This window comes from Mitsuaria sp. MSU3D (assembly GCF_056867975.1).
The window spans coordinates 4,874,407-4,893,475 of sequence record NZ_CP200314.1; the positions used below are offsets into that span (position 1 = coordinate 4,874,407).

Below are 19,069 nucleotides of genomic sequence, written 5' to 3' on the forward strand. Positions count from 1 at the left end.
GCCGACGCCGCCGCTCAGCGCGGCATGGCCCGGGCGAATTCCTCCAGCCGTCGGCGGAGTTCGTCCCGGACCAGCCGCAGCGCGGGGGACAGCTGTGCGCGGCCCGGCACGATCAGGTGCAGGGGCGCCGGGTCACCGCGCCAGTGCGGATTGACGTGGACCAGCTGGCCGCTGGCCAGTTCCTGGGCCACGTCCGGCCACGACTTGTAGGCCAGCCCCAGGCCGGCCAGCGCCCAGCGCTTGACGACCTCGCCGTCGTCGGCGACGCGACGTCCGGCGAGTGGCAGTCCCACTGGCTGGCCGGCGATCTCGACGGGCCAGTGGGTCGGCACCTCGCCGGCGACGAGGTAGCGCAGTGCCTCGTGGCGCGACATGTCCTCGGGCGACGTCGGCATGCCATTCAGCGCCAGGTAATGCGGCGCGGCGACCAGCACCCGGCGGCAGTCCGGCAGCAGCGGCAACGCGACCTGGGCACCGCTCGCCGGTTGGCCGTAGCGGACGGCGGCGTCGACCGGACGTCGCAGCAGGTCCGTCAGCGGATCGCCGATCTGCAGTCGCAGCGTGAGCGCTGGATGGCGTTCCTGGAACTGTTCCAGCCACGGCAGCAGCACATGGCGGCCCAGGTCGGAGGGCACCGTCAGATGCAGTTCGCCGCTGAGCGCCTCGCGCCCTGCAAGCGCTTCATCGCGCCCATCGATCAGCGCCCGCAACGCGGCGCGCGCATGCGGCAGGTAGCGCTGGCCTTCGCCGGACAGGCGCAGGCTGCGGGTGCTGCGCACGAACAGCGGGAAGCCCAGCTCCTCCTCCAGGCGCTTGAGCGACGCGCTGGCAGCGGCGGGTGACCAGTCCAGGGCCTTCGCCGCGGCTGTGAGGTTGCCGAGGTCGGCGATGCGCACCAGCAGTTCGAGGTCAGCAATCCGGGCCATTGTTCGATTTTCTTTGAAAAAGCTTCGTCCGCCAGGGACCTCAACCCCGAGCCCATCAGTTCCAGACTGTCAACCATCAAACAGCCTGGAACAAACATGGACACTCAACCCGCCCCAGCCCATGCCTCCTCCGCCTTCACGGCGGACACCGTCAGCGTCGTCTTCGGCGGCACCTCCGGCATCGGGCGCGCCGTGGCGGACGCGCTCCGCGCACGCCCGGGCCGCGTCGTCGTCGCGGGTCGATCGACCGACCTGGACATCGCCGATCCGGCGGCCGTGGAGGCCTTCCTCGCCACGATCGGACCGGTGGACCATGTCGTCGTCACCGCGGGGTCGCAAGCGCCGGGCGGCCCCGTCGCCTCGCTGGACCTGGCCGCCGCCAAGGCGGCGTTCGACGTCAAGTTCTGGGGCGCGATCGCCGTGGCCCGCGCGGCCGCCGGCCGGCTGCGCCCGGGCGGCACGCTGACCTTGACCTCGGGCTTCCTGGCGCGACGCGCCACGCCCGGCACCTTCGTCAAGACGGCGATGAACGCCGCGATCGAGGCCGGCGCCAAGGTGCTGGCGCGCGAACTGGCCCCGTTGCGCATCAACGTCGTCAGCCCCGGACTGACCGACACGGAGGCCTACGACGGCATGGCGCCTGCGGCACGCGACGCGATGCTGACCAAGGCCGCGTCGACCTTGCCCGCCGGCCGCGCGGGTCGCCCGCAGGACATTGCCGCCGGATATCTGTTCGTCATCGACAACCCGTTCGTCACCGGCGCCGTCATCGACATCGACGGCGGCGCCCTCATCCAGTGACCCGGGGCGATTCGCCCGACCCCTCCTCAAGGCCCCCCCATGACCGATCTCTTCACCCCGATCACCCTCGGCCCGCTGACGCTGCCCCACCGCGTCGTGATGGCGCCGATGACCCGCGCCCGGAGCACCCAGCCCGGCAACATCCCCAACACGCTGATGGCCGACTACTACGCGCAGCGCGCGAGCGCCGCGCTGATCGTCAGCGAAGCCACGCAGATCTCGCCGCAGGGGCAGGGCTACAGCTTCACGCCGGGCATCCACAGCGACGAACAGGTCGCCGGCTGGCAGCTCGTCACCCGGGCGGTGCACCGCGCCGGCGGCCGCATGGTGCTGCAGCTGTGGCACGTCGGCCGGATGTCCCATCAAGTCTTCCACGACGGCGGACTGCCGGTCGCACCGTCGGCGCTGTCGCCCGAGGCGCGCGTCTGGGTCGCCGGCGAGGACGGCATCGGCCGCATGGTCGACTGCCCGGTGCCGCGCGCGCTGTCGCGCGACGAGATCCGCGCCGTCGTCGACGACTTCCGTCGCGCCGCCGCCAACGCGATGCGCGCGGGCTTCGACGGCGTGGAGATCCATGCCGCCAACGGCTACCTGATCGACCAGTTCCTGCGCACGACCTCCAACCACCGCGAGGACGAGTACGGCGGCCCCCGCGAGCACCGCCTGCGCTTCCTGCTGGAGGTGGTGGACGCCGTGGCCGCGGAGGTGGATCCGGCGCGCATCGGCGTGCGGATGGCGCCCTTCATCACCGCGCGCAACATGAACTGCCCCGACATCATCCCGACCATCCTGCAGGCCGCGCGCGAGCTGTCCCGCCGAGGCGTCGGCTACCTCCATCTGGCCGAGGCGGACTGGGACGATGCGCCGCAGGTGCCGGAGGACTTCCGCCGCGCGCTGCGCAAGACCTACGATGGCCGGATCATCGTCGCGGGTGGTTACGACGCCGCGCGCGCCCGGTCGTTGCTGGCCTCGGGTCTGGTGGACCTGGTCGCCTTCGGGCGCGCGTTCATCGCCAACCCGGACCTGCCAGCGCGGCTGCGGCAAGACCTGCCCCTCGCGGGCTTCGACGGCGAGTCGCTCTTCGGCGGCACCGCGGCCGGGTACAGCGACTATCCGGCGGCCACCGAGACCGCCGCGGGCGTCACGGCCGTCGCCGCCTGACCGGCCAGCCGCCTGTCCCCGGGCGCCGATCCGTGACGGAGTCGGCGCTTTCCCGCCCCACCGGGGCGCGGGGGCTGCCGCGACCGTTCAGGTCGGAGCCCGAACGGACGATGTAGAGTCCGGGCCGCCCACGTTACAACTTCAAGACATGTCGACACGTGGCCGGCCTGCCCTCCGCTCCCCACGTCTGTCATGCGTGTCTGTTCACTGTCATCGGTCAAGAACCGGATCGTCCTCGGTCAGCCGCTCGCCTTCAGCGTGCGCGACACCGACAGGACGCTGCTGCTTGCGCGCGGGCAGGTGATCGCCGACGCGGCGCAGCTCGACGCGCTGATGCGTCGCGGCGCGCTGGTCGACGCGAACGAACTCGCCGAGTCCGCGCGCCAGGCCACGCCCGCGCCGACGCGCTCCGCCGCCTACCTGCGCGACCGGCTGCCCGAGGAATGGGACCGCGGCATGCAGGATGTGCGCAACGCCCTCTCGGCGTCGCCCGATCGCATGGCCGGGGCGCTCGACGGCGCGACGGCGCTGATGCTGACCCTGATCGACAGCTCGCCCGAGGTCGCACTCTCACAGGTGGTGCGACAGCCTGAATCCACTAGCGGGCACTACGGCGTTACGCATTCCTTGCATGCAGCCACCGCGTGCCACGCGGCGGCCCGCTATCTGGGCTGGGGTCCGGACGACCAGCGGCGCGCCTTCCAGGCCGCGCTGACGATGAACCTGGGCATGCTGGACCTGCAGGCGCGGCTGTCCAGCCAGGTCTCGCCGCTGACGTCGATGCAGCGCGAGGCGATCAATGAACATCCGATCCGCAGCGTTGAGATGCTGAGCGCCGCCGGCATCGACGATCCCGACTGGCTGGACGCCGTGCTGCAGCACCACGAGACGCCGGACGGACGCGGCTACCCGCACGGGATCAGCGACGTCGGTGAACTGGCCGAGATGCTGCGCTACGCCGACATCTACACCGCGCGCCTGAGCAGCCGGGCCAACCGGCCCGCGATGAGCGCCGCACAGGCGGGTCGCGAGCTCCACCAGATGGCGGCGCAAAGCCCGCTGGCGGCGGCGCTGATCAAGTCCTTCGGCATCTTTCCGCCGGGCAGCCTGGTGCGGCTGGCCAGCGGCGAGGTGGGGCTGGTGGTGCGCAACGGCGACAAGGCGCACCGTCCGATGGTGTCGGCCTTGACCAACGCCAATGGCGAGCCGCGCCACACGCCGGTGCTGCGCGACAGCAGCCGCGAGGACCACGCTGTGGTCGCCCTGCTGCCCACGCACGCCTCGCCGATCCGCCTCTCCGACGAGCGCATCGCCGCGCTGATCGCCGGCGCGTAGCGGCCGCGAGGGGCGCCCTGCAAAGCCTTGCAGCCGACCCACCTCGATGCATCACACCTGCAAGGATCCACCCCTCTTTCGGTAGAGCTGGACCCATGCCCTCGCGCGCAGACTCCGCCGCTTTTGGACATGGGGGATGCATGTGGGTCAAGTCGTCGAACTGAAATCGGGGCGCTGGCGCGCGGTGATCGCGCCGGATCGCGGCGGACGGTTGCGCTGGCTGGGGGAGAGCGGGCCCGGCGGTCGTCAACCGTGGCTGCGCCCGCTGCTGATCGAGCGGGGCAGGCTGATCGGCGGCGGCGCGGTGAGACTGGCGCCTCCGTCCGACGTGCCCGAGGACATGGCGGCCCTGGTCCCGGACCCGGGCGCCTTCGACGAGCCTTGGCGCGTCACCCAGCAGGCGCCCGACGCGATGACGCTGATGCTGCATCCTCGCAGCCCCTCGCCGGGCACCTGGGGGTTGCAGGCGAGCCAGACCTTCCGCCTGGACGAACACCGGCTGGACTGGAGCCTGTCGGTGCGCAACCTGAGCCGCATGCCGATGCCGGCGCGCCTGGGGTGGCTGCTGAACTTCCCGGAAGACTTCGCCGACGCCGCGTGGCTGGACGACTCCCTGGACGTGGTGAAGCTCTCCGGCCGCGATCACGCGGAGCGGCGCGATCCCTGGTGCGGCATCGCCTCGCTGAGCGGCGCCGGCGGGCGCATCGCGCTGCTGCGCGGCGAGCCGCCGCTGGACACCTTGAGCTTCGAGCGCCATGCGACGCGGAGTTCGGTCCAGCTCCGGCTGATGACCCCGGACACGCCGCGGCTGCAGCCGCTGCCGCGCGGCGAGGAGCTGACGCTGCGCGTGTCGATCGACCTGCTGGAGCCGCGGACGCCGCCGCTGCCGCGCGTGCCGCCGGACCATCCCGCCGGGTCGCTGATCCTCTGAGCGCCGATGGGCGAGACGAGGTCCGCACGCGCGTCGGCCGGGGCACCCGCGGGGAAGGTGGCACCTATACTGCCGCGCGCTGCTCCTGCGGCCTCCCCCCATGCCGACGCTGCCCTCCCTCGCCGCCTTCCGGCCCTATCTGCGCGACGCCTTGCGCGACGATCTCGTCGCCGCCGTGGTGGTCAGCGTCCTCCTGATCCCGCAGAGCCTGGCCTACGCGATGCTCGCGGGGCTGCCGCCGCAGGTGGGCCTCTACGCGAGCCTGCTGCCGCCGTTGTTCTACGCGGCGCTGGGTTCCAGCCCCTTCCTCAACATCGGCCCGGTCGCGGTGCTGGCGCTGATGATCATGCAGACGCTGCAGCTGGCGCCCGCCGGCGTTAGCCCGAGCGAGGCCGCGCTGGTGCTGTCCGCCGAGGTCGGCCTGTTCCTCGGCGCGGCGGCGCTGCTGCGCCTGCACGCGCTGGCCGCGCTGCTGTCGGTGCCGGTGCTGCACGGATTCGAATCGGGCGCGACGATCGCCATCGCCGCCAGCCAGCTGCCGGTGCTGATCGGCTCGACGGCGACCGGCGGCACGCTGCCGGAGCTGTGGCGCTCGCTGTCGGCCCACGGCTTCGACTGGCGCGGCGTCGCGGCGCTGTTCGGGGTCGTGTCGCTGCTGGCGCTGGTCGTGGTGCGGCGGTTGCCGAAGGGCTTCGTCTCCCGGATCGCGCCGCTGGCCGTGCTGCTCATCGGCATCGGCGTCGCGTGGGGCTGGGATCCGCAGGGCCTGCCGCGTGTCGGCGAGCTGCCGCCGCTGGCGCTGGTCTTCACGCTGCCGCGGCTGGATCCCGAGCTCTGGACCGCGATGCTGCCCGGCGCCGCGCTGATCGGCCTGCTCGGCTACGTGTCCAGCCTCGCGGTGGCGGAATCGCTGGCGCGTCGGGTCGGTCAACGCGTCGACGCGCGGCGCGAACTGATGGGCCTGTCCGTCGCCAATCTGGCGGCGGCGATCTCGGGCGGCATGCCCGCCGCCGCGAGCTTCTCGCGCAGCGTGCTGATGAGCGACGCGGGCAGCCGCACGCGCATGACCGGCGTCTTCGTCGCCGCGATGATGGGCCTCGTGCTGCTGACCTTGTCACCGCTGCTGGCCTGGGTGCCCAAGCCGGTGCTGGCGGCCAGCATCATGGTCGCGGTGCTGTCGGGCCTGAAGTTCGGTCCCTATGCCGATGCCTGGCGCTACGACCGCGCCGAGGCCCTGCTCATGACGGCGGTGACGCTGCTGGTGATCTTCGTCGGCATCACCGCGGCCCTGGGCCTGGGCGTGGCGAGCGCGATCGCGCTGCTGCTGCAGCGCAGCGCCCGGCCGCACGTCGCGCTGATCGGACGCATTCCCGGCACCGAGCACTATCGCAACGTCGAGCGCTACCAGGTCGAGCTCGATCCGGAAGTCCTCGGCCTGCGCATCGACGAGAGCCTGCTGTTCCTCAACGGCCGCAGCCTGGCCGACGTCGTCCAGGCCCACCTCGACACGCACCCGACCACGCGGCGCGTGCTGCTGCAGATGTCGCCGGTCAACAGCATCGACTTCAGCGGCCTGAGCGCGCTGAAGGAACTGCACGAGACGCTCGAGCGCCAGGGCCGGCGACTCGACCTCAGCGAGGTCAAGGGGCCGGTGCTCGACCGGCTCAAGGCCAGCGGCTGGGAATCGTGGTTCCGCGGGCGCCTGTACCTGTCGCATCACCTGGGGATGCGCGACGCGGGCTGACGCTCAATGCACCTCGTTCAGATGCCCATGCTTGCGCAGGTCGGGGATCAGGAAGCAGACGAGGAAGGCGAAGAAGCACATCACCGAGACGTACAGATAGAACGCGCTCTCGACGTTCGCCGACTTGAGGCTCAGCGCGACGAACTCCGCCGAGCCGCCGAAGATCGCGTTGCCGATCGCATACGACAGGCCGACGCCCAGCGCGCGGATCTCCGGCGGGAACATCTCCGCCTTGATCAGCCCGCCGATCGAGGTGTACAGCGACACGATCGCCATCGCCAGGATGATCAGCCCGAAGGCCGCGTACGGGCTCTGCACGCCCTTGAGCGCCGACAGGATCGGCCACGTGCACAGCGCACCGAGGATGCCGAACCACAGCATCGAGGTCCGCCGCCCGATGCGGTCCGACAACGCGCCGAACAGCGGCTGCATGCACATGTAGACGAACAGCGCCGCCGTCATCACGGTGCTCGCCACTTTCTTGTCCATGCCCACGCTCAGCACCAGGTACTTCTGCATGTAGGTCGTGTACGTGTAGAAGGCCAGCGACCCGCCCGCGGTGAAGCCCAGCACGATCAGGAACGAGCGCATGTGCTTGCTGAACAGCTCGCGCATCGAGCCCGATTCCTTGCGGTCGAGCTGCTCCGCCTTCGCGGTCTCGGCCAGCGAGCGGCGCAGGTAGAACGCGATCACCGCCGTCGCGGCGCCCGCCGCGAACGGGATGCGCCAGCCCCAGTCATGCATCTGCGTCTCGGTCAGCGTCTGCTCCAGGACCGCCACGACCAGCACCGCCAGCAGCTGGCCGCCGATCAGCGTCACGTACTGGAAGGACGCGTAGAACCCGCGCTGACCGCGCAGCGCGACCTCGCTCATGTAGGTGGCGCTGGTGCCGTACTCGCCGCCCACCGACAGACCCTGGAACAGCCGCGCCGCCAGCAGCAGCGCCGGCGCCAGGACGCCGATGGTCTCGTAGGTCGGCATGCAGGCGATGGCCAGCGAGCCGCCGCACATCATCAGCACCGAGATCATCATGGCCGTCTTGCGGCCCTTGCGGTCGGCGATCCGGCCGAACAGCCAGCCGCCGATCGGCCGCATCAGGAAGCCCGCCGCGAACACGCCCGCCGTGTTGAGCAGCTGGACCGTGGGATCGCCCTTCGGGAAGAACGCGTGCGCGAAATAGATCGACGTGAACGCGTAGACGTAGAAGTCGAACCATTCGACCAGGTTGCCGGACGATGCGCCGACGATGGCGAAGATGCGATCGCGCTTCTCGTGCGCGGTGTAGTGCCCGGGGACACCGGACGCCGGCGACATCGCGCCGCCGGACAGGGGAGGGGTGTTGGCATTCATGCCGGCAGCCTACTCCCGCGATGGAAAACCCGCAGGCGCGGTTCGGACGAACCGAACGCCACGCGCACCACGGATGGGCTACCCCATTTCGGCCACCGCCAATCGCACGCCGAAGGCCAGGAACAGCGCGCCGATGCCGCGGTTGAGCCATCGCCCGAGCGCGCGCGCCCACCCCTGCCCACGTGCGCGGGCGCCCGCCACGGCGCTCGACCAGGCGAGCAGGTGGCACCACAGCATCCCGTTCACGTTGAAGACGGCGCCCAGGAACAGGAAGGCGACCGCCTTGCTCGGCGCGTCGGCCGAGATGAACTGCGGGACGAAGGCCAGGAAGAACAGCCCGACCTTGGGGTTCAGCACGTTGGTGAGGAAGCCCTGCGCGAAGATCTTCCGCAGCGGGGCCGCGGGGGGCGGCGTCAGGCCTTGCTCCTGGCGCGCGTCCTCCACCCGGGCGTCGGCCGCGCGGCGCTTGAACAGCATGCCGACGCCAAGGTACACGAGGTAGGCCGCGCCGAGCAGCTTCACCACGGTGAACGCCGCCGTCGAGGCCGACAGCAGCGCCGACAGGCCCAGCGCCGCGGCCAGGATGTGGACGCAGGTGCCGGCGCCGATGCCGAGCGCCGCCGCCGAGCCGGCGCGGAAGCCCTGCGTGGCGCTGCGCGCCATGATCAGCAGCGAGTCTGGTCCCGGCGTCATGTTGAGCAGCAGGCCGGAGGCGATGAAGAGGCCGAGGTCGTGGGTGCCGAGCATCGAATGCATCTCCTGAAAGGCCGCCATCATGCCCGCCCCCGCTTGCGCGGACCGCGCGAGATTCGCGCAGTGATTGTTCCGATCTTTTCAACGGACTGTTGCGAAGGAATGGATTTAAGGGTGAACCCTTATCGTTCATAGTTCATCCCATCGACACACCGAAACCGCTTCCGGGAATCTCCACCAGGCGACGGCTTGAAACCTCCGGGCAACCGACGGATTTCAAACGAAACCGAATTGAATCCCTGGCGCAATCGACGGGTCGAATCATCCACCCCGTGCCCCTTCGCTGTTGCCCTGGGACCGAATCTGAAAGGAAAGATCATGAGCACCAAGAACATCCTGGCTTCCGTCCTGTTCGCTTCCGCCGCCCTGGTGGCCGGCAGCGCGATGGCCAACGACAACCCGCACACCCAGCCCGTCAACACCCCCAGCGCCGTGAGCCGCGCCGAAGTGCTGGCCGACCTGGAGATCTACCGCGAGTCCGGCTTGGCCGCCGTCGAGCAGTCGGAAACCTACGGCTACGACAATGCCCGCCGCGACGCCGCCCAGGCCAAGTACGCCCAACTGCGCAGCTCGCCGTACTACGCGACGCTGGTGAAGAAGTTCGGTGGCAGCGCCCCGGCCACTTCCGTCGCCGGCCGCTGATTCCCGTTCCTGATACCCGCCTGCAAGCAACCCCCTGAGAGAGAACTCGAACAATAGATTGGTTGAGAGCGTTTTTTTGAGGTCAAGGGCTCCGGCCCTGGTCGGTGGCGGTTCTCCGCACTCCTCCCTCCTGTCCGTCACCGACCGCCTATACCCCCCTCGGATGAGCCACTACTCGCCGAGGGGGTTTTCTTTTGCTTAAGCACCAATTAAGTCTCCGCGCTGTCAGATACTCCTCCGATATTCAACAGGCAGGGGCGCCATATTCATCCGGCATTCGCCCAGATCGCCCCGGAACCGCGTGTGACACGGGAATGCGGCGCGCAACGCGCACGACCGTGCGGAATCCCGGAGAATCGCCCCGCGGCCCCCCAGCAGTCCCCCTCTTCGGGCCGCCAGATCAAGGGCATCGGATGGACCGGATCGTGCAAATGCGGGCGTTCGCCCGGGTGGTGGAAACCGGCAGCTTCACCAAGGCGGCTGACTCGATGGATCTCCCCAAGGCCAGCCTGACGCGGCTGGTGCAGGCGCTGGAAGCGCGGCTGCGGGTCCAGTTGCTGACGCGCACCACCCGCAAGGTGACCGTCACGCAGGATGGCGCCGCCTATTACGAGCGGACGATGGCGCTCTTGAGCGAGCTCGAGGCCATCGACCAGGGGATGCTCCACGACCAGAGCAAGCCGCGCGGCCGCTTGCGTGTCGACGTGACGACGCTGACCGGATCGCGGGTGCTGATTCCCGCGCTCGGAGACTTCCACGAGCGCTATCCCGACATCCAGATCGCCCTGGGTGTCAGCGACCGCGCGATCGATCTGCTGGTCGACAACGTCGACTTCGTGCTGCGCGTCGGCGCGGTGCAGGACGCCGGCCTGGTCGCGCGTCGCGTCGGGCAGATCCAGTTCTGCACCTGCGCGTCGCCGGCCTACCTCGCCAAGCACGGCACGCCGGAGACGCCCGAGGACCTGGACCGGGAGCCCCACCAGGCCGTGGGCTACTTCTCGTCGCGGACCGGGCGCGTGTTCCCGTTCGTGTTCCATCGCGGCGACGAGCGCATCGAGGTCGAGGGCCGCCGCCGGCTCGACGTCAATGACAGCAACGCCTACGTCGCCGCCGGGCTGGCGGGACTGGGCGTCGTCCAGCTGGCGAAATACGCGGTCCAGGACGAGCTCACGAGCGGCGAGCTCGTGCCGCTCTTCCCGGAGTGGCACCACAACGCGGTGCCGGTCTACCTGGTCTATTCGCCCAACCGCTACGTGTCGGCGCGCATGCGCGTGTTCATCGAGTGGGTGGCCGAGACGCTGGCGAAGAAGGGTCTCGGCCCGGATTGATCGTGTCGATGGCGTCGATCGCTCAGACGGCGCCGGCCGGCGCGCCGCCGCGGCCGGCCAGCCACACGACGAGCAGCACCATCAGCAGCACCCACAGCACGACGATGGCCGCGCCGACCTTGAGGTTGCGCGGCAGCCGGCCGCGCTGCTCGGCGGCACGCAGGCGCGCCCGCGCGATCACCTGCGGCGGCATCAGCCGCAGCACCAGCCAGAAGCCGAGCGGCACCAGGATCAGATCATCGAGCAGGCCGAGTACCGGGATGAAGTCCGGGATCAGGTCGATCGGGCTGAGCGCGTAGGCGGCGACCGCGATCGCCACGAAGCGCGCCAGCCAGGGCGCCTCCGGATCGCGTGCCGCGTAGAAGACGGTGAGCAGCTCGCCCTTGAGCAGGGCGGCCCAGCGCTTGAGGGATCCGCGTTTCATCCGCCCATCATGCGCCAGCCGCGGGGGCGGCGCGTCAGTCCGCCCAGATGACTTTCCGGCGCTGGGCGATCCAGTTTTCCAGACGCGGACCGTAGACCTCGTCGACGCGATTGCGGCGCACCTTGAAGGTCGGGGTGATCAGGCCGTTGTCGACGGTCCACGGCGTCGCCGTGACGATCAGGCAGTCGAGCTGCTCATGCGGATCGAGGCGCGCGTTGACCTTCTCCAGATGCGCGGTCAATTCCTGCTCCAGCCCGGCGCGATCGCGCGCGGCGGCCTCCGGCGACAGCATCGCGATGCCCACCGGCTGCGCGAAGTTCGCGCCGGTGACCGCGCAGGCCTCGATGGCGGGGTTCGTCGACAGACGGTCCTCGATCGGCGCCGGCGACACGTACTTGCCCTTGCTCGTCTTGAACAGGTCCTTCACCCGCCCGGTGATGCGCACGCAGCCGGCGAGCGCGCCCTTGTCGGAAATCTCCGCCTTGTCGCCGGTGTGCAGCCAGCCGTCGGCGGTGAGCGTCTCGGCGGTCAGCTCGGGCTGCTTGTAGTAGCCCAGCATCAGCGCCTGGCTCTTCATCTGCAGCTCGCCGGTGATCGGATCCAGCCGCGTCTGCACGCCGTCATAGGCGGGGCCCACGCTGCCGATCTGGTCCCGCCCCGGCACGGTGATGTGCGACAGCGCCAGGTTCTCGGTCATACCGTAGCCCTCGTTGATCGGCAGGCCCAGCGCGCGGTACCACTTCAGCAGCGCGACCGGCATCGGCGCGGCGCCGCCGGCGGCGAAGGTGCACTCGTTCAGGCCCAGCGCCTTCAGGATCTTCTTGCGCACGAGGTTGCCGATGAAGGGCAGCTTCAACAGGCGCTCGAGCTTGGGCTGCGGCACCTTGGCCTGCACGCCCTGCTGGAATTTGGTCCACAGCCGCGGCACGGAGAAGAACACCGTCGGCCGGGCGCGCTGCAGGTCGGCGGCGAAGGTATCCAGGCTCTCGGCGAAGTAGATCGTCATGCCGGTGTGGAGCCAGCCGTGCTCGACCAGCGCGCGTTCCACGACGTGCGCCAGCGGCAGGTAGGACAACATGCGATCGCGTTCGCTCAGCGGGATGCGCTTGAGCCCCGTGGCGATGGCCCACGCGAAGTTGCCGAACGAATGCATCACCCCCTTGGGCGTGCCTGTCGTGCCGGACGTGTAGATGATGGTCGCCAAGTCGTCGGCGGCGCGGATGGGCTTGCCCTTGAGCGGCTGCGTCTCGGCGCAGATCGCGTCCCAGTGGTCGTAGGTGTCCTGGGCGTCGTCGGGGGAGACCGGATAGGAGATGCAGGTCAGGCCCAGCGGCACCCCGGGGCGCATCCCTTCCCAGCCGTCGAGCTTGCCGACGAACAGCAGCTTGGCCTCGCTGTGGCTGAGGATCTGGTGGATGGTGTCGGGAGCGAGCGTGGGATACAGCGGCACGCTGACGTAGCCGGCCATCCAGATCGCGAGGTCGCTCATCAGCCACCACGCGCAGTTCTTGGACAGGATGGCGACGCGGGCGCCGGGTTCCCAGCCCTGTTCGAGGCCCAGCGTCTTCAGGTGCGCGGCCATGCGGCGCGCCTGATCGGCGACCTCTTTCCAGGTGAAGTCCTTGACGACGCCCCCGCCCATCGGCTGGCGCAACGTGACCCGGTCCGGCGTGTCCAGCTCCCAGGCATAGAGGCGTTGCAGCGCCAGGGAGTCGGCAGGCAGGCGGGTCGTCGTGGACATCGGTGGTCTCCTTGTTGTGGTGTTGAATCGTGACGGAATCAACGTTGGAGACTACGACGCCTCGCGTCGAGGAACGAGCGGGTTTCTTCGATGAACGTGATCGACTTGGCACCCTAAACCAGGGTTTCCTTTCGAAACGCCAGGAGGCTCAGCCCTTCGCCGCGGCGGCTTCCAGCTCGGCGGCCACGAGCGCCTCGAGCGCCGGCAGCAGCACGTCGTCGCCGGTCTCCTTGGTCACCGGCGCGTCGCCCAACGCCGCGGCGCCTTCGCGCTTGAGCCTGGCGACCCACTGCCCGGCTTCCTTGCCCTGCGACAGGCCGGTGCTCTGCAGCAGCAGGGTGCCGTCGGCCGCGAGCAGCTTGAAGTAGAAGAGCCCGTCGGCTTCGCGGTACTGCTTGAACGCCGGCACCGTCGACTTTGCCTTGGTCGCCTGAGCGACCGGCGTGGCCAACGGCTGGAAGCGTCGCAGGCCGACGGCCTCGCGCGCCTGCGCCAGCAGCGGACCCGCGATGGCGCGGGCCTTGGCGGCGCCTTCCATCAGGATCTCCTCGATCTTCTCGGGATTGGCCATCAGCGCGTCATAGCGAGCGCGCATCGGGCCGATCTCCGCATCGATCAGCGCGAACAGCTGGTCCTTGGCCTCGCCCCAGGACAGGCCACCCTGCAGCGCCGCGCGGAACGCCTGGCGTTGCGCGGGTGTGGCGAATGCGTCGTAGATCTGGACCAGGTGCGAGCCCTCGGTCTCCTTGGGCTCGCCGGGCAGGCGCGAGTCGGTGACGATCTTCGAGATCGCTTCGCGCAACGCCTTCGCGCCGCCTTCGAACAGCGGGATCACGTTGTCGTAGCTCTTCGACATCTTGCGGCCGTCCAGGCCGGGCAGCAGCTCCATCTCCTCGTCGATGCTCGCCTCGGGCAGCACGAAGAGTTCCGTCTTGAAGGTGTGGTTGAAGCGCTGCGCGACATCGCGCGCCATCTCGATGTGCTGCGCCTGGTCCTTGCCCACCGGCACGCGATGCGCGTTGAACATCAGGATGTCCGCGGCCATCAGGATCGGATAGCTGTACAGGCCCATCGTGATGCCGGCGTCCGGGTCCTCGCCCGCGGCCACGTTGGCGTCGACCGACGCCTTGTAGGCATGCGCGCGGTTCATCTGGCCCTTGGACGTGACGCAGGTCAGCAGCCAGGTCAGCTCGGGGATCTCGGGGATGTCGCTCTGGCGGTAGAAGACGACCCGGCTCGTGTCCAGGCCGGCGGCCAGCCAGGTCGCGGCGATCTGCAGGCGCGACGCCTCGATGCGGGCCGGCTCGTCGCACTTGATCAGCGCGTGGTAGTCGGCCATGAAGAAGAAACTCTCGGCGCCGGGCTCGCGGCTGGCCGCGATGGCGCGGCGCACCGCGCCGACATAGTTGCCGAGGTGCAGGGTGCCGGTGGTCGTGATGCCGGTCAGGACACGCAGGGTCATGGGAACTCGTCGCCGTCGTTTCGCAAAACGGCGATTGTCCCGCAAAGGCGGCCCCCCGTCGGAGGGACAGGGGTTGCCAGCGCGCGGCGATCAGCCCAGCGTGGCCATCGACTCGCCGAGGCGCACCGCACCACCGGGCTGCCACTGCGCGTTGAACTGCATCGGCAGGTCCTTCGGGAACAGCAGCACGACGGTGGAACCGAGCAGGAAGCGGCCCATCTCCGCGCCCTGCGCGTAGCTGAAGTGCTCGTTCTCGTAGTGCCAGGTGCGCAGGCGGCCCGGCCGCGGCGGATTGACCACGCCGTGCCAGACGGTGGCCATCGAACCGACGATGGTCGCGCCCACCAGCACCAGGACCCACGGGCCATGCTCGCCTTCGAAGAGGCAGACCACGCGCTCGTTGCGGGCGAACAGGCCCGGCACGCCGCGGGCGGTCGTCGGGTTCACCGAGAACAGGTCGCCCGGCACATGCACCATGCGCACCAGGCGGCCGGCGCAAGGCATGTGGATGCGGTGGTAGTCGCGCGGGCTCAGGTAGATCGTCGCGAAGTGGCCGTCGCGGAACTGCGCGCCCAGCTGCTGGTCGCCGCCGACCAGCGCGGTCGTCGAGTACTGGTGGCCCTTGGCCTGGAAGATCTGGTCCGCGCGGATCGCACCGAACTGGCTGATGGCCCCATCGACCGGGCAGATCAGCGGCGCGTCGGCCAGCGGGCGCACGCCCGGCTTCAGCGCGCGCGTGAAGAAGTCGTTGAAGGTCAAATAGGCGGTCGGATCGGACTCGACCGCCTCGGCCATGTTCACGCCGTACTTGGCGATGAAGCGCTTGATCGTCCAGGTCGTGAAGCCACCCAGTTCCGCGCTCGCCAGCCGACCGGCCAGCCGCGTCATGGCGCCCTTGGGCATCAGGTATTGAGGCAGGACGGCAAGGCGATCGGACACGGCATCGGGCCCCCGAAGGGGCGAAAAATGGGTGGCGGATTCTAGGCGGGCAAGTACGGGTCCCACACCCGGGTTGCTCCCGGGCGGGCTTCGCGCCCTCCCACGGGCCTGCGCGGAAGGTCGGTACCATGACGCCCTGCCCGCCTTCCTGCCTGTCTTACGGCGTCCGTCTTCAGTGGTCCCTCCGATGTCTTCCCCGCGCAGCAGCACGAACACGCGCACGAGCATGCGCATGAGCACAGCTCGTTCTACAAGTTCGTCCGGCTGGACGAGACGGGGGCGCTCGCGCAGCGGCTGCGTGACGTCAACGACTCCATAGGACGCGCCATCGGCGGCAACCTGCTGCTCGCCCCCGAAGGCATCACCGGCGCCATCGGCGGGCTGCCGCAGGCGCTCGATGCCTACGAAGCCGCGCTGCGTGCCGAGCCACCGTTCGCCGACCTGCACTTCAAGCGCAGCTTCTGCGCGACGCGCCCGTTCACGCTGCTGAAGGTGCATGAGAAGCCGGAGCTCGTCGCCTTCGGGCTGGATGGCGTCACGGGACTGGCCGATGCGCGCGACACGCATGTCTCGCCGCGCGAATGGCGCGAGCTGATCCGGCGCGACGACGTCGTCCTCCTGGACAACCGCAACCACTTTGAATTCGAACTCGGCCATTTCGAAGGCGCGATCGATCCCGGCGTGCGGCACTTCCGCGACTTTCCCGCCTACATCGACGCCCACGCCGACGCCTGGCAGCGCGAAGGCAAGACCGTCGCGATGTATTGCACCGGCGGCATCCGCTGCGAGAAGCTGTCCGGCTGGATGACCGCGCGCGGACTGACCGTGCGGCAACTGGACGGCGGCATCCTCAACTACTTCGAGCAGATGCCCGATGCCGACGCGGACTGGCGCGGCGAGTGCTTCGTCTTCGACAAGCGCATCGCGATCGACACGCATCGACGCGAGACCGCGACGACGGCGGAAGAGGTCTATGGCGACGATCCCGCCGAGGCCTGGCGGCTCGCGCGGGCGAAGCGGCTCGATCCGAAGGGCTGAGTTCAGCCCGTCAGGTCTTCGGTCAGGCGCAGGCGACGCGGGTTGCGCGTGTCGATGACGGCGGTGTGCGCGGCCTTGTCGTGCAAGCCCTGACGGTTGGCGTCCCACAGGATCTGCAGGAAGCCCATGCCGCCGGTCGTCGCGCCGGCCGCGTAACCGCCGTAGCGGCGCACGCACAACATCGGCTTGAGCGGCTTGCCGGTCAGCTCGACGATGCGCAGGCCCATCAGCTTCTTGCCCGGCGTCTGGCCCGGCCAGATCAGTGGGAAGGCCACGAAGTACACGAAGGCCCAGACCAGGTTCAGGCCCACCACCTCCCACCAATGGCGGAGTTTCTCGAGCGGCGAGCGCTTGGCCTCGTCCTTGAGCGAGCGGACCTCTTCCTGCAGCGCCTTGATGCGCAGGCGGTCGGCCTTGCGCTGCAGCTCGCCGTCCTTCTCGACCTGCCGGATCACCTCCTGCTCCAGCCCGCCGGAGGCCGATGCGGAGGCGGCCGACGCCGCGGTCGCGGCCGTCGCGATCGCGTGCTTCACGAGGTCCTTGACGTCCTCGTGGACCTCGGACGTGTCGTTGTCCTCGTCGTGGCGGTCGGCCTTCTCGGTCGAGGCGGCCTTGTCAGTCGATGCGGCCGCGGCGGCCTCGCGGCGGGCCTGCTTCGTCGGCTCGTCGATGTGCTCCATGGTGCTCGAGTAGAGCCCGAACGCGACCAGGCACAGCGCCGGCGCCCAACCGAGCCAGCCGGATTCCTTGCGAACTTCTCCGCGCGACGCGCGCTGCAGCTTGTACCAGCGCCACGCGACCCAGCAGCAGCCGGCCAGCAGCGGCGTGTTGCCGAAGTTAGAGAGCAGCGTCACCAGCGTCACGTCGACGGCCATCGCCTTGGCGCGCTGCCAGGGAGAGGCCAGCGGCAGACCGAGCAGGGCCGGCGCGACGTTGAGGTCTTCGGGCGTGATCCAGTCGCGCGGGTCCTCGGGCGCCTCGGCCGCGGCGCGCCGCTTCGCGAGCAGCCGGCGGACAGGGGATGTCGCTGGCGAAGGCGAAGGCACGGGCGCTTCCGGCACCGGGGGAACGGTCTCGGAAGTGGGCGGTTCAACGGGCGGGATCATGGGGCAGGATTGTCGCGAGGGCGTTCCCTCTTCGAGGCCCATGACTTCCCTAGCTCTCGCCACGCTCTTGCTCCTCGCGGTACCAGAGGGGGATGTCCCGGTAGATGCGATCATCAATGAGATAGACCGTGCTGGGTACGCCGGGAGCCCAGATCCTCATGCGCACAGAGCGCTGCTTCCATTCCGGCCAGCTGTCGACCTCTCGTTTGGCCTCTTGGATCGCTCGGAGGAATGGGTAATCGTTGCTGTTGAATGTCATGGTCAGGCCGCCTTCGTGGTGTGCAGGGGTGCTCCGGGCCCACTGTCGGGCCCGGCATCGGGAAGCTCGCGGATGAGTCGCTGCTCCTCGGTGACGTAGTCCATGGATGTCGCCCGGAATCGCGGGCCCCAGCCTCGGATAGCGCGTTGCGTGACTTGCCCATCGTCGGTCTTGCGGGGCGCTGTGCCTACGGAGAAGAACTCCATGTAGCGCCGAGGCGCAAGGCCTACAAAGGCCCGGAAGTTGGTGCGAATCCGAGACGGCTCCTCGGGCTCCACGCTGATGGCGTCCGCGTGGAGCTGATCCGTGCGGCTCTTTTCGTAAGGCTCGATGAAGAGCACGTCCGCAATGCCGCTTGCAAGGATGTGCCGGGCGCAGAGGTGGCAGGGAAAGGTCGTGCGAGCGGAGCGCGGCCGCATGCGCGAAGAACATGCCCTGCTCGTCGCGCGTGGGCGAGACAAAGGGCTCGGCAAAGACCAACTGGACCCGTCGCTTCAGGTTTGCCCTCAGCGCCGCAAGGCGGCCCGCCAACACAAAGTAGTCCGCCAGCGGAAACACGTCGCCCACCTTCTGTCCCAACGGGGTGTCTTCAGCATGGTCGCGGGCAATGAGGCGGATCGCGAGTTCCTCTGGTCCCGCGTTCCCGTGCTGAAGACCAGCAAACCTCAGGGCGAGATTGCGACGTCGACTTTCCCTGGGCGCATAGGCGGAAACGAGCAGGAAGGCCTGACCGTAGACTTCTCGGAAGAGCGCGATTTCCTCGGGGCGACAGAACGACTTCACGAGATAGGCAAGGCCATGAGTCGCGCGGACATCCATGCTTCCCGTGATCTGCTCGCGAAGAACTCGAATGTGCGCCAGACCCAGCCGTGCCACGATGTCCGCATTGCCTGTCGCGCGCCGCAACTTCGTGCCCTTGGTAATGAGCGCATCCATGCGCTCGAACTCATTGCCAGGGCGATGGACCAAGCCCATGAAGGGGTCAATCAGATCGCCTAACGATACGACCCGCGTCTCATAGCCCGCCAAGTTCAGCTGGCTCGCCAAGGTCTCGCAGACGAGGCTCAGGTCGACCCCTGTCGGCCCTACAAATCCGAAGAACAGCTCCGGCAGGCCCTCTGGCAAGTCT

Annotated in this window: 17 protein-coding genes and 1 pseudogene; 9 read left to right on the forward strand and 9 right to left on the reverse strand. The window is 69.2% G+C overall.

What is annotated here, in order from left to right; all coding sequences use genetic code 11:
* Positions 1-14: 14 nt before the first annotated feature.
* The gene (locus AC1VNM_RS21360; RefSeq protein WP_483108224.1) at positions 15-926 is read right to left on the reverse strand and encodes a LysR family transcriptional regulator; all 912 of its coding nucleotides are present in this window, start codon (positions 924-926) and stop codon (positions 15-17) included.
* A gap of 96 nt (positions 927-1,022) precedes the next feature.
* Here AC1VNM_RS21360 and AC1VNM_RS21365 point away from each other — a divergent pair, with 96 nt between their 5' ends.
* From AC1VNM_RS21365 to AC1VNM_RS21385, 5 genes are all read left to right on the forward strand, one after another.
* Entirely contained in the window at positions 1,023-1,727 is a 705-nt protein-coding gene (locus AC1VNM_RS21365; protein ID WP_483108225.1) for an SDR family oxidoreductase, read from the forward strand.
* A gap of 39 nt (positions 1,728-1,766) precedes the next feature.
* A complete protein-coding gene (locus AC1VNM_RS21370; RefSeq protein ID WP_483108226.1) occupies positions 1,767-2,888 on the forward strand; it encodes an alkene reductase in 1,122 nt (373 codons plus the stop codon).
* Positions 2,889-3,080: 192 nt separating this feature from the next.
* Positions 3,081-4,223: an HD-GYP domain-containing protein gene (locus tag AC1VNM_RS21375; protein ID WP_483108227.1), complete on the forward strand. Its 1,143-nt coding sequence runs from the start codon at positions 3,081-3,083 to the stop codon at positions 4,221-4,223.
* Positions 4,224-4,359: 136 nt separating this feature from the next.
* Positions 4,360-5,154, forward strand: coding sequence for an aldose epimerase family protein (locus AC1VNM_RS21380; protein WP_483108228.1), 795 nt, complete (start codon positions 4,360-4,362; stop codon positions 5,152-5,154).
* Between the two features lie 100 nt (positions 5,155-5,254).
* A complete protein-coding gene (locus AC1VNM_RS21385) occupies positions 5,255-6,898 on the forward strand; it encodes a SulP family inorganic anion transporter (protein WP_377159103.1) in 1,644 nt (547 codons plus the stop codon).
* A gap of 3 nt (positions 6,899-6,901) precedes the next feature.
* Here the strand turns inward: AC1VNM_RS21385 and AC1VNM_RS21390 are convergent, their stop codons facing one another.
* Positions 6,902-8,248 carry an MFS family transporter gene (locus AC1VNM_RS21390; RefSeq protein ID WP_377159102.1) on the reverse strand — a complete coding sequence of 449 codons (1,347 nt, stop codon included), beginning with the start codon at positions 8,246-8,248 and terminating at the stop codon, positions 6,902-6,904.
* Between the two features lie 78 nt (positions 8,249-8,326).
* Positions 8,327-8,995 (reverse strand): LysE family translocator, encoded by a 669-nt coding sequence (locus tag AC1VNM_RS21395; RefSeq protein ID WP_483108229.1) that lies wholly within the window; start codon positions 8,993-8,995, stop codon positions 8,327-8,329.
* Positions 8,996-9,319: 324 nt separating this feature from the next.
* Here AC1VNM_RS21395 and AC1VNM_RS21400 point away from each other — a divergent pair, with 324 nt between their 5' ends.
* Both AC1VNM_RS21400 and AC1VNM_RS21405 read left to right on the forward strand, forming a co-directional pair.
* Positions 9,320-9,643, forward strand: coding sequence for a DUF4148 domain-containing protein (locus tag AC1VNM_RS21400; RefSeq protein ID WP_377159100.1), 324 nt, complete (start codon positions 9,320-9,322; stop codon positions 9,641-9,643).
* A gap of 431 nt (positions 9,644-10,074) precedes the next feature.
* A complete protein-coding gene (locus tag AC1VNM_RS21405; RefSeq protein WP_377159099.1) occupies positions 10,075-10,971 on the forward strand; it encodes a LysR family transcriptional regulator in 897 nt (298 codons plus the stop codon).
* Between the two features lie 22 nt (positions 10,972-10,993).
* Here the strand turns inward: AC1VNM_RS21405 and AC1VNM_RS21410 are convergent, their stop codons facing one another.
* The 4 genes from AC1VNM_RS21410 to asd form a co-directional block, all read right to left on the reverse strand.
* Positions 10,994-11,395, reverse strand: coding sequence for a YkvA family protein (locus tag AC1VNM_RS21410; protein WP_377159098.1), 402 nt, complete (start codon positions 11,393-11,395; stop codon positions 10,994-10,996).
* A 34-nt stretch (positions 11,396-11,429) separates the two neighbouring features.
* Entirely contained in the window at positions 11,430-13,136 is a 1,707-nt protein-coding gene (locus tag AC1VNM_RS21415; RefSeq protein WP_377159097.1) for an AMP-binding protein, read from the reverse strand.
* 148 nt (positions 13,137-13,284) lie between these two features.
* Positions 13,285-14,598 carry a tryptophan--tRNA ligase gene (locus tag AC1VNM_RS21420; RefSeq protein ID WP_483108230.1) on the reverse strand — a complete coding sequence of 438 codons (1,314 nt, stop codon included), beginning with the start codon at positions 14,596-14,598 and terminating at the stop codon, positions 13,285-13,287.
* A 90-nt stretch (positions 14,599-14,688) separates the two neighbouring features.
* Positions 14,689-15,537, reverse strand: a complete 849-nt coding sequence (gene asd, locus AC1VNM_RS21425; protein ID WP_483108231.1) for an archaetidylserine decarboxylase — start codon at positions 15,535-15,537, stop codon at positions 14,689-14,691.
* Between the two features lie 252 nt (positions 15,538-15,789).
* On the opposite strand from asd, the pseudogene trhO reads away from it, so the two are divergent.
* Positions 15,790-16,575 (forward strand): annotated as a pseudogene (gene trhO, locus AC1VNM_RS21430) (oxygen-dependent tRNA uridine(34) hydroxylase TrhO); the annotation flags it as partial.
* A 2-nt stretch (positions 16,576-16,577) separates the two neighbouring features.
* On the opposite strand, the gene AC1VNM_RS21435 reads toward trhO, so the two are convergent.
* Together AC1VNM_RS21435 and AC1VNM_RS21440 are read right to left on the reverse strand one after the other, a co-directional pair.
* Positions 16,578-17,621, reverse strand: coding sequence for an RDD family protein (locus AC1VNM_RS21435; RefSeq protein ID WP_483108232.1), 1,044 nt, complete (start codon positions 17,619-17,621; stop codon positions 16,578-16,580).
* Between the two features lie 109 nt (positions 17,622-17,730).
* A complete protein-coding gene (locus AC1VNM_RS21440; RefSeq protein ID WP_377159093.1) occupies positions 17,731-17,940 on the reverse strand; it encodes a hypothetical protein in 210 nt (69 codons plus the stop codon).
* Positions 17,941-18,357: 417 nt separating this feature from the next.
* Here AC1VNM_RS21440 and AC1VNM_RS21445 point away from each other — a divergent pair, with 417 nt between their 5' ends.
* Positions 18,358-18,939: a hypothetical protein gene (locus tag AC1VNM_RS21445; protein ID WP_483108233.1), complete on the forward strand. Its 582-nt coding sequence runs from the start codon at positions 18,358-18,360 to the stop codon at positions 18,937-18,939.
* Positions 18,940-19,069 lie beyond the last annotated feature (130 nt).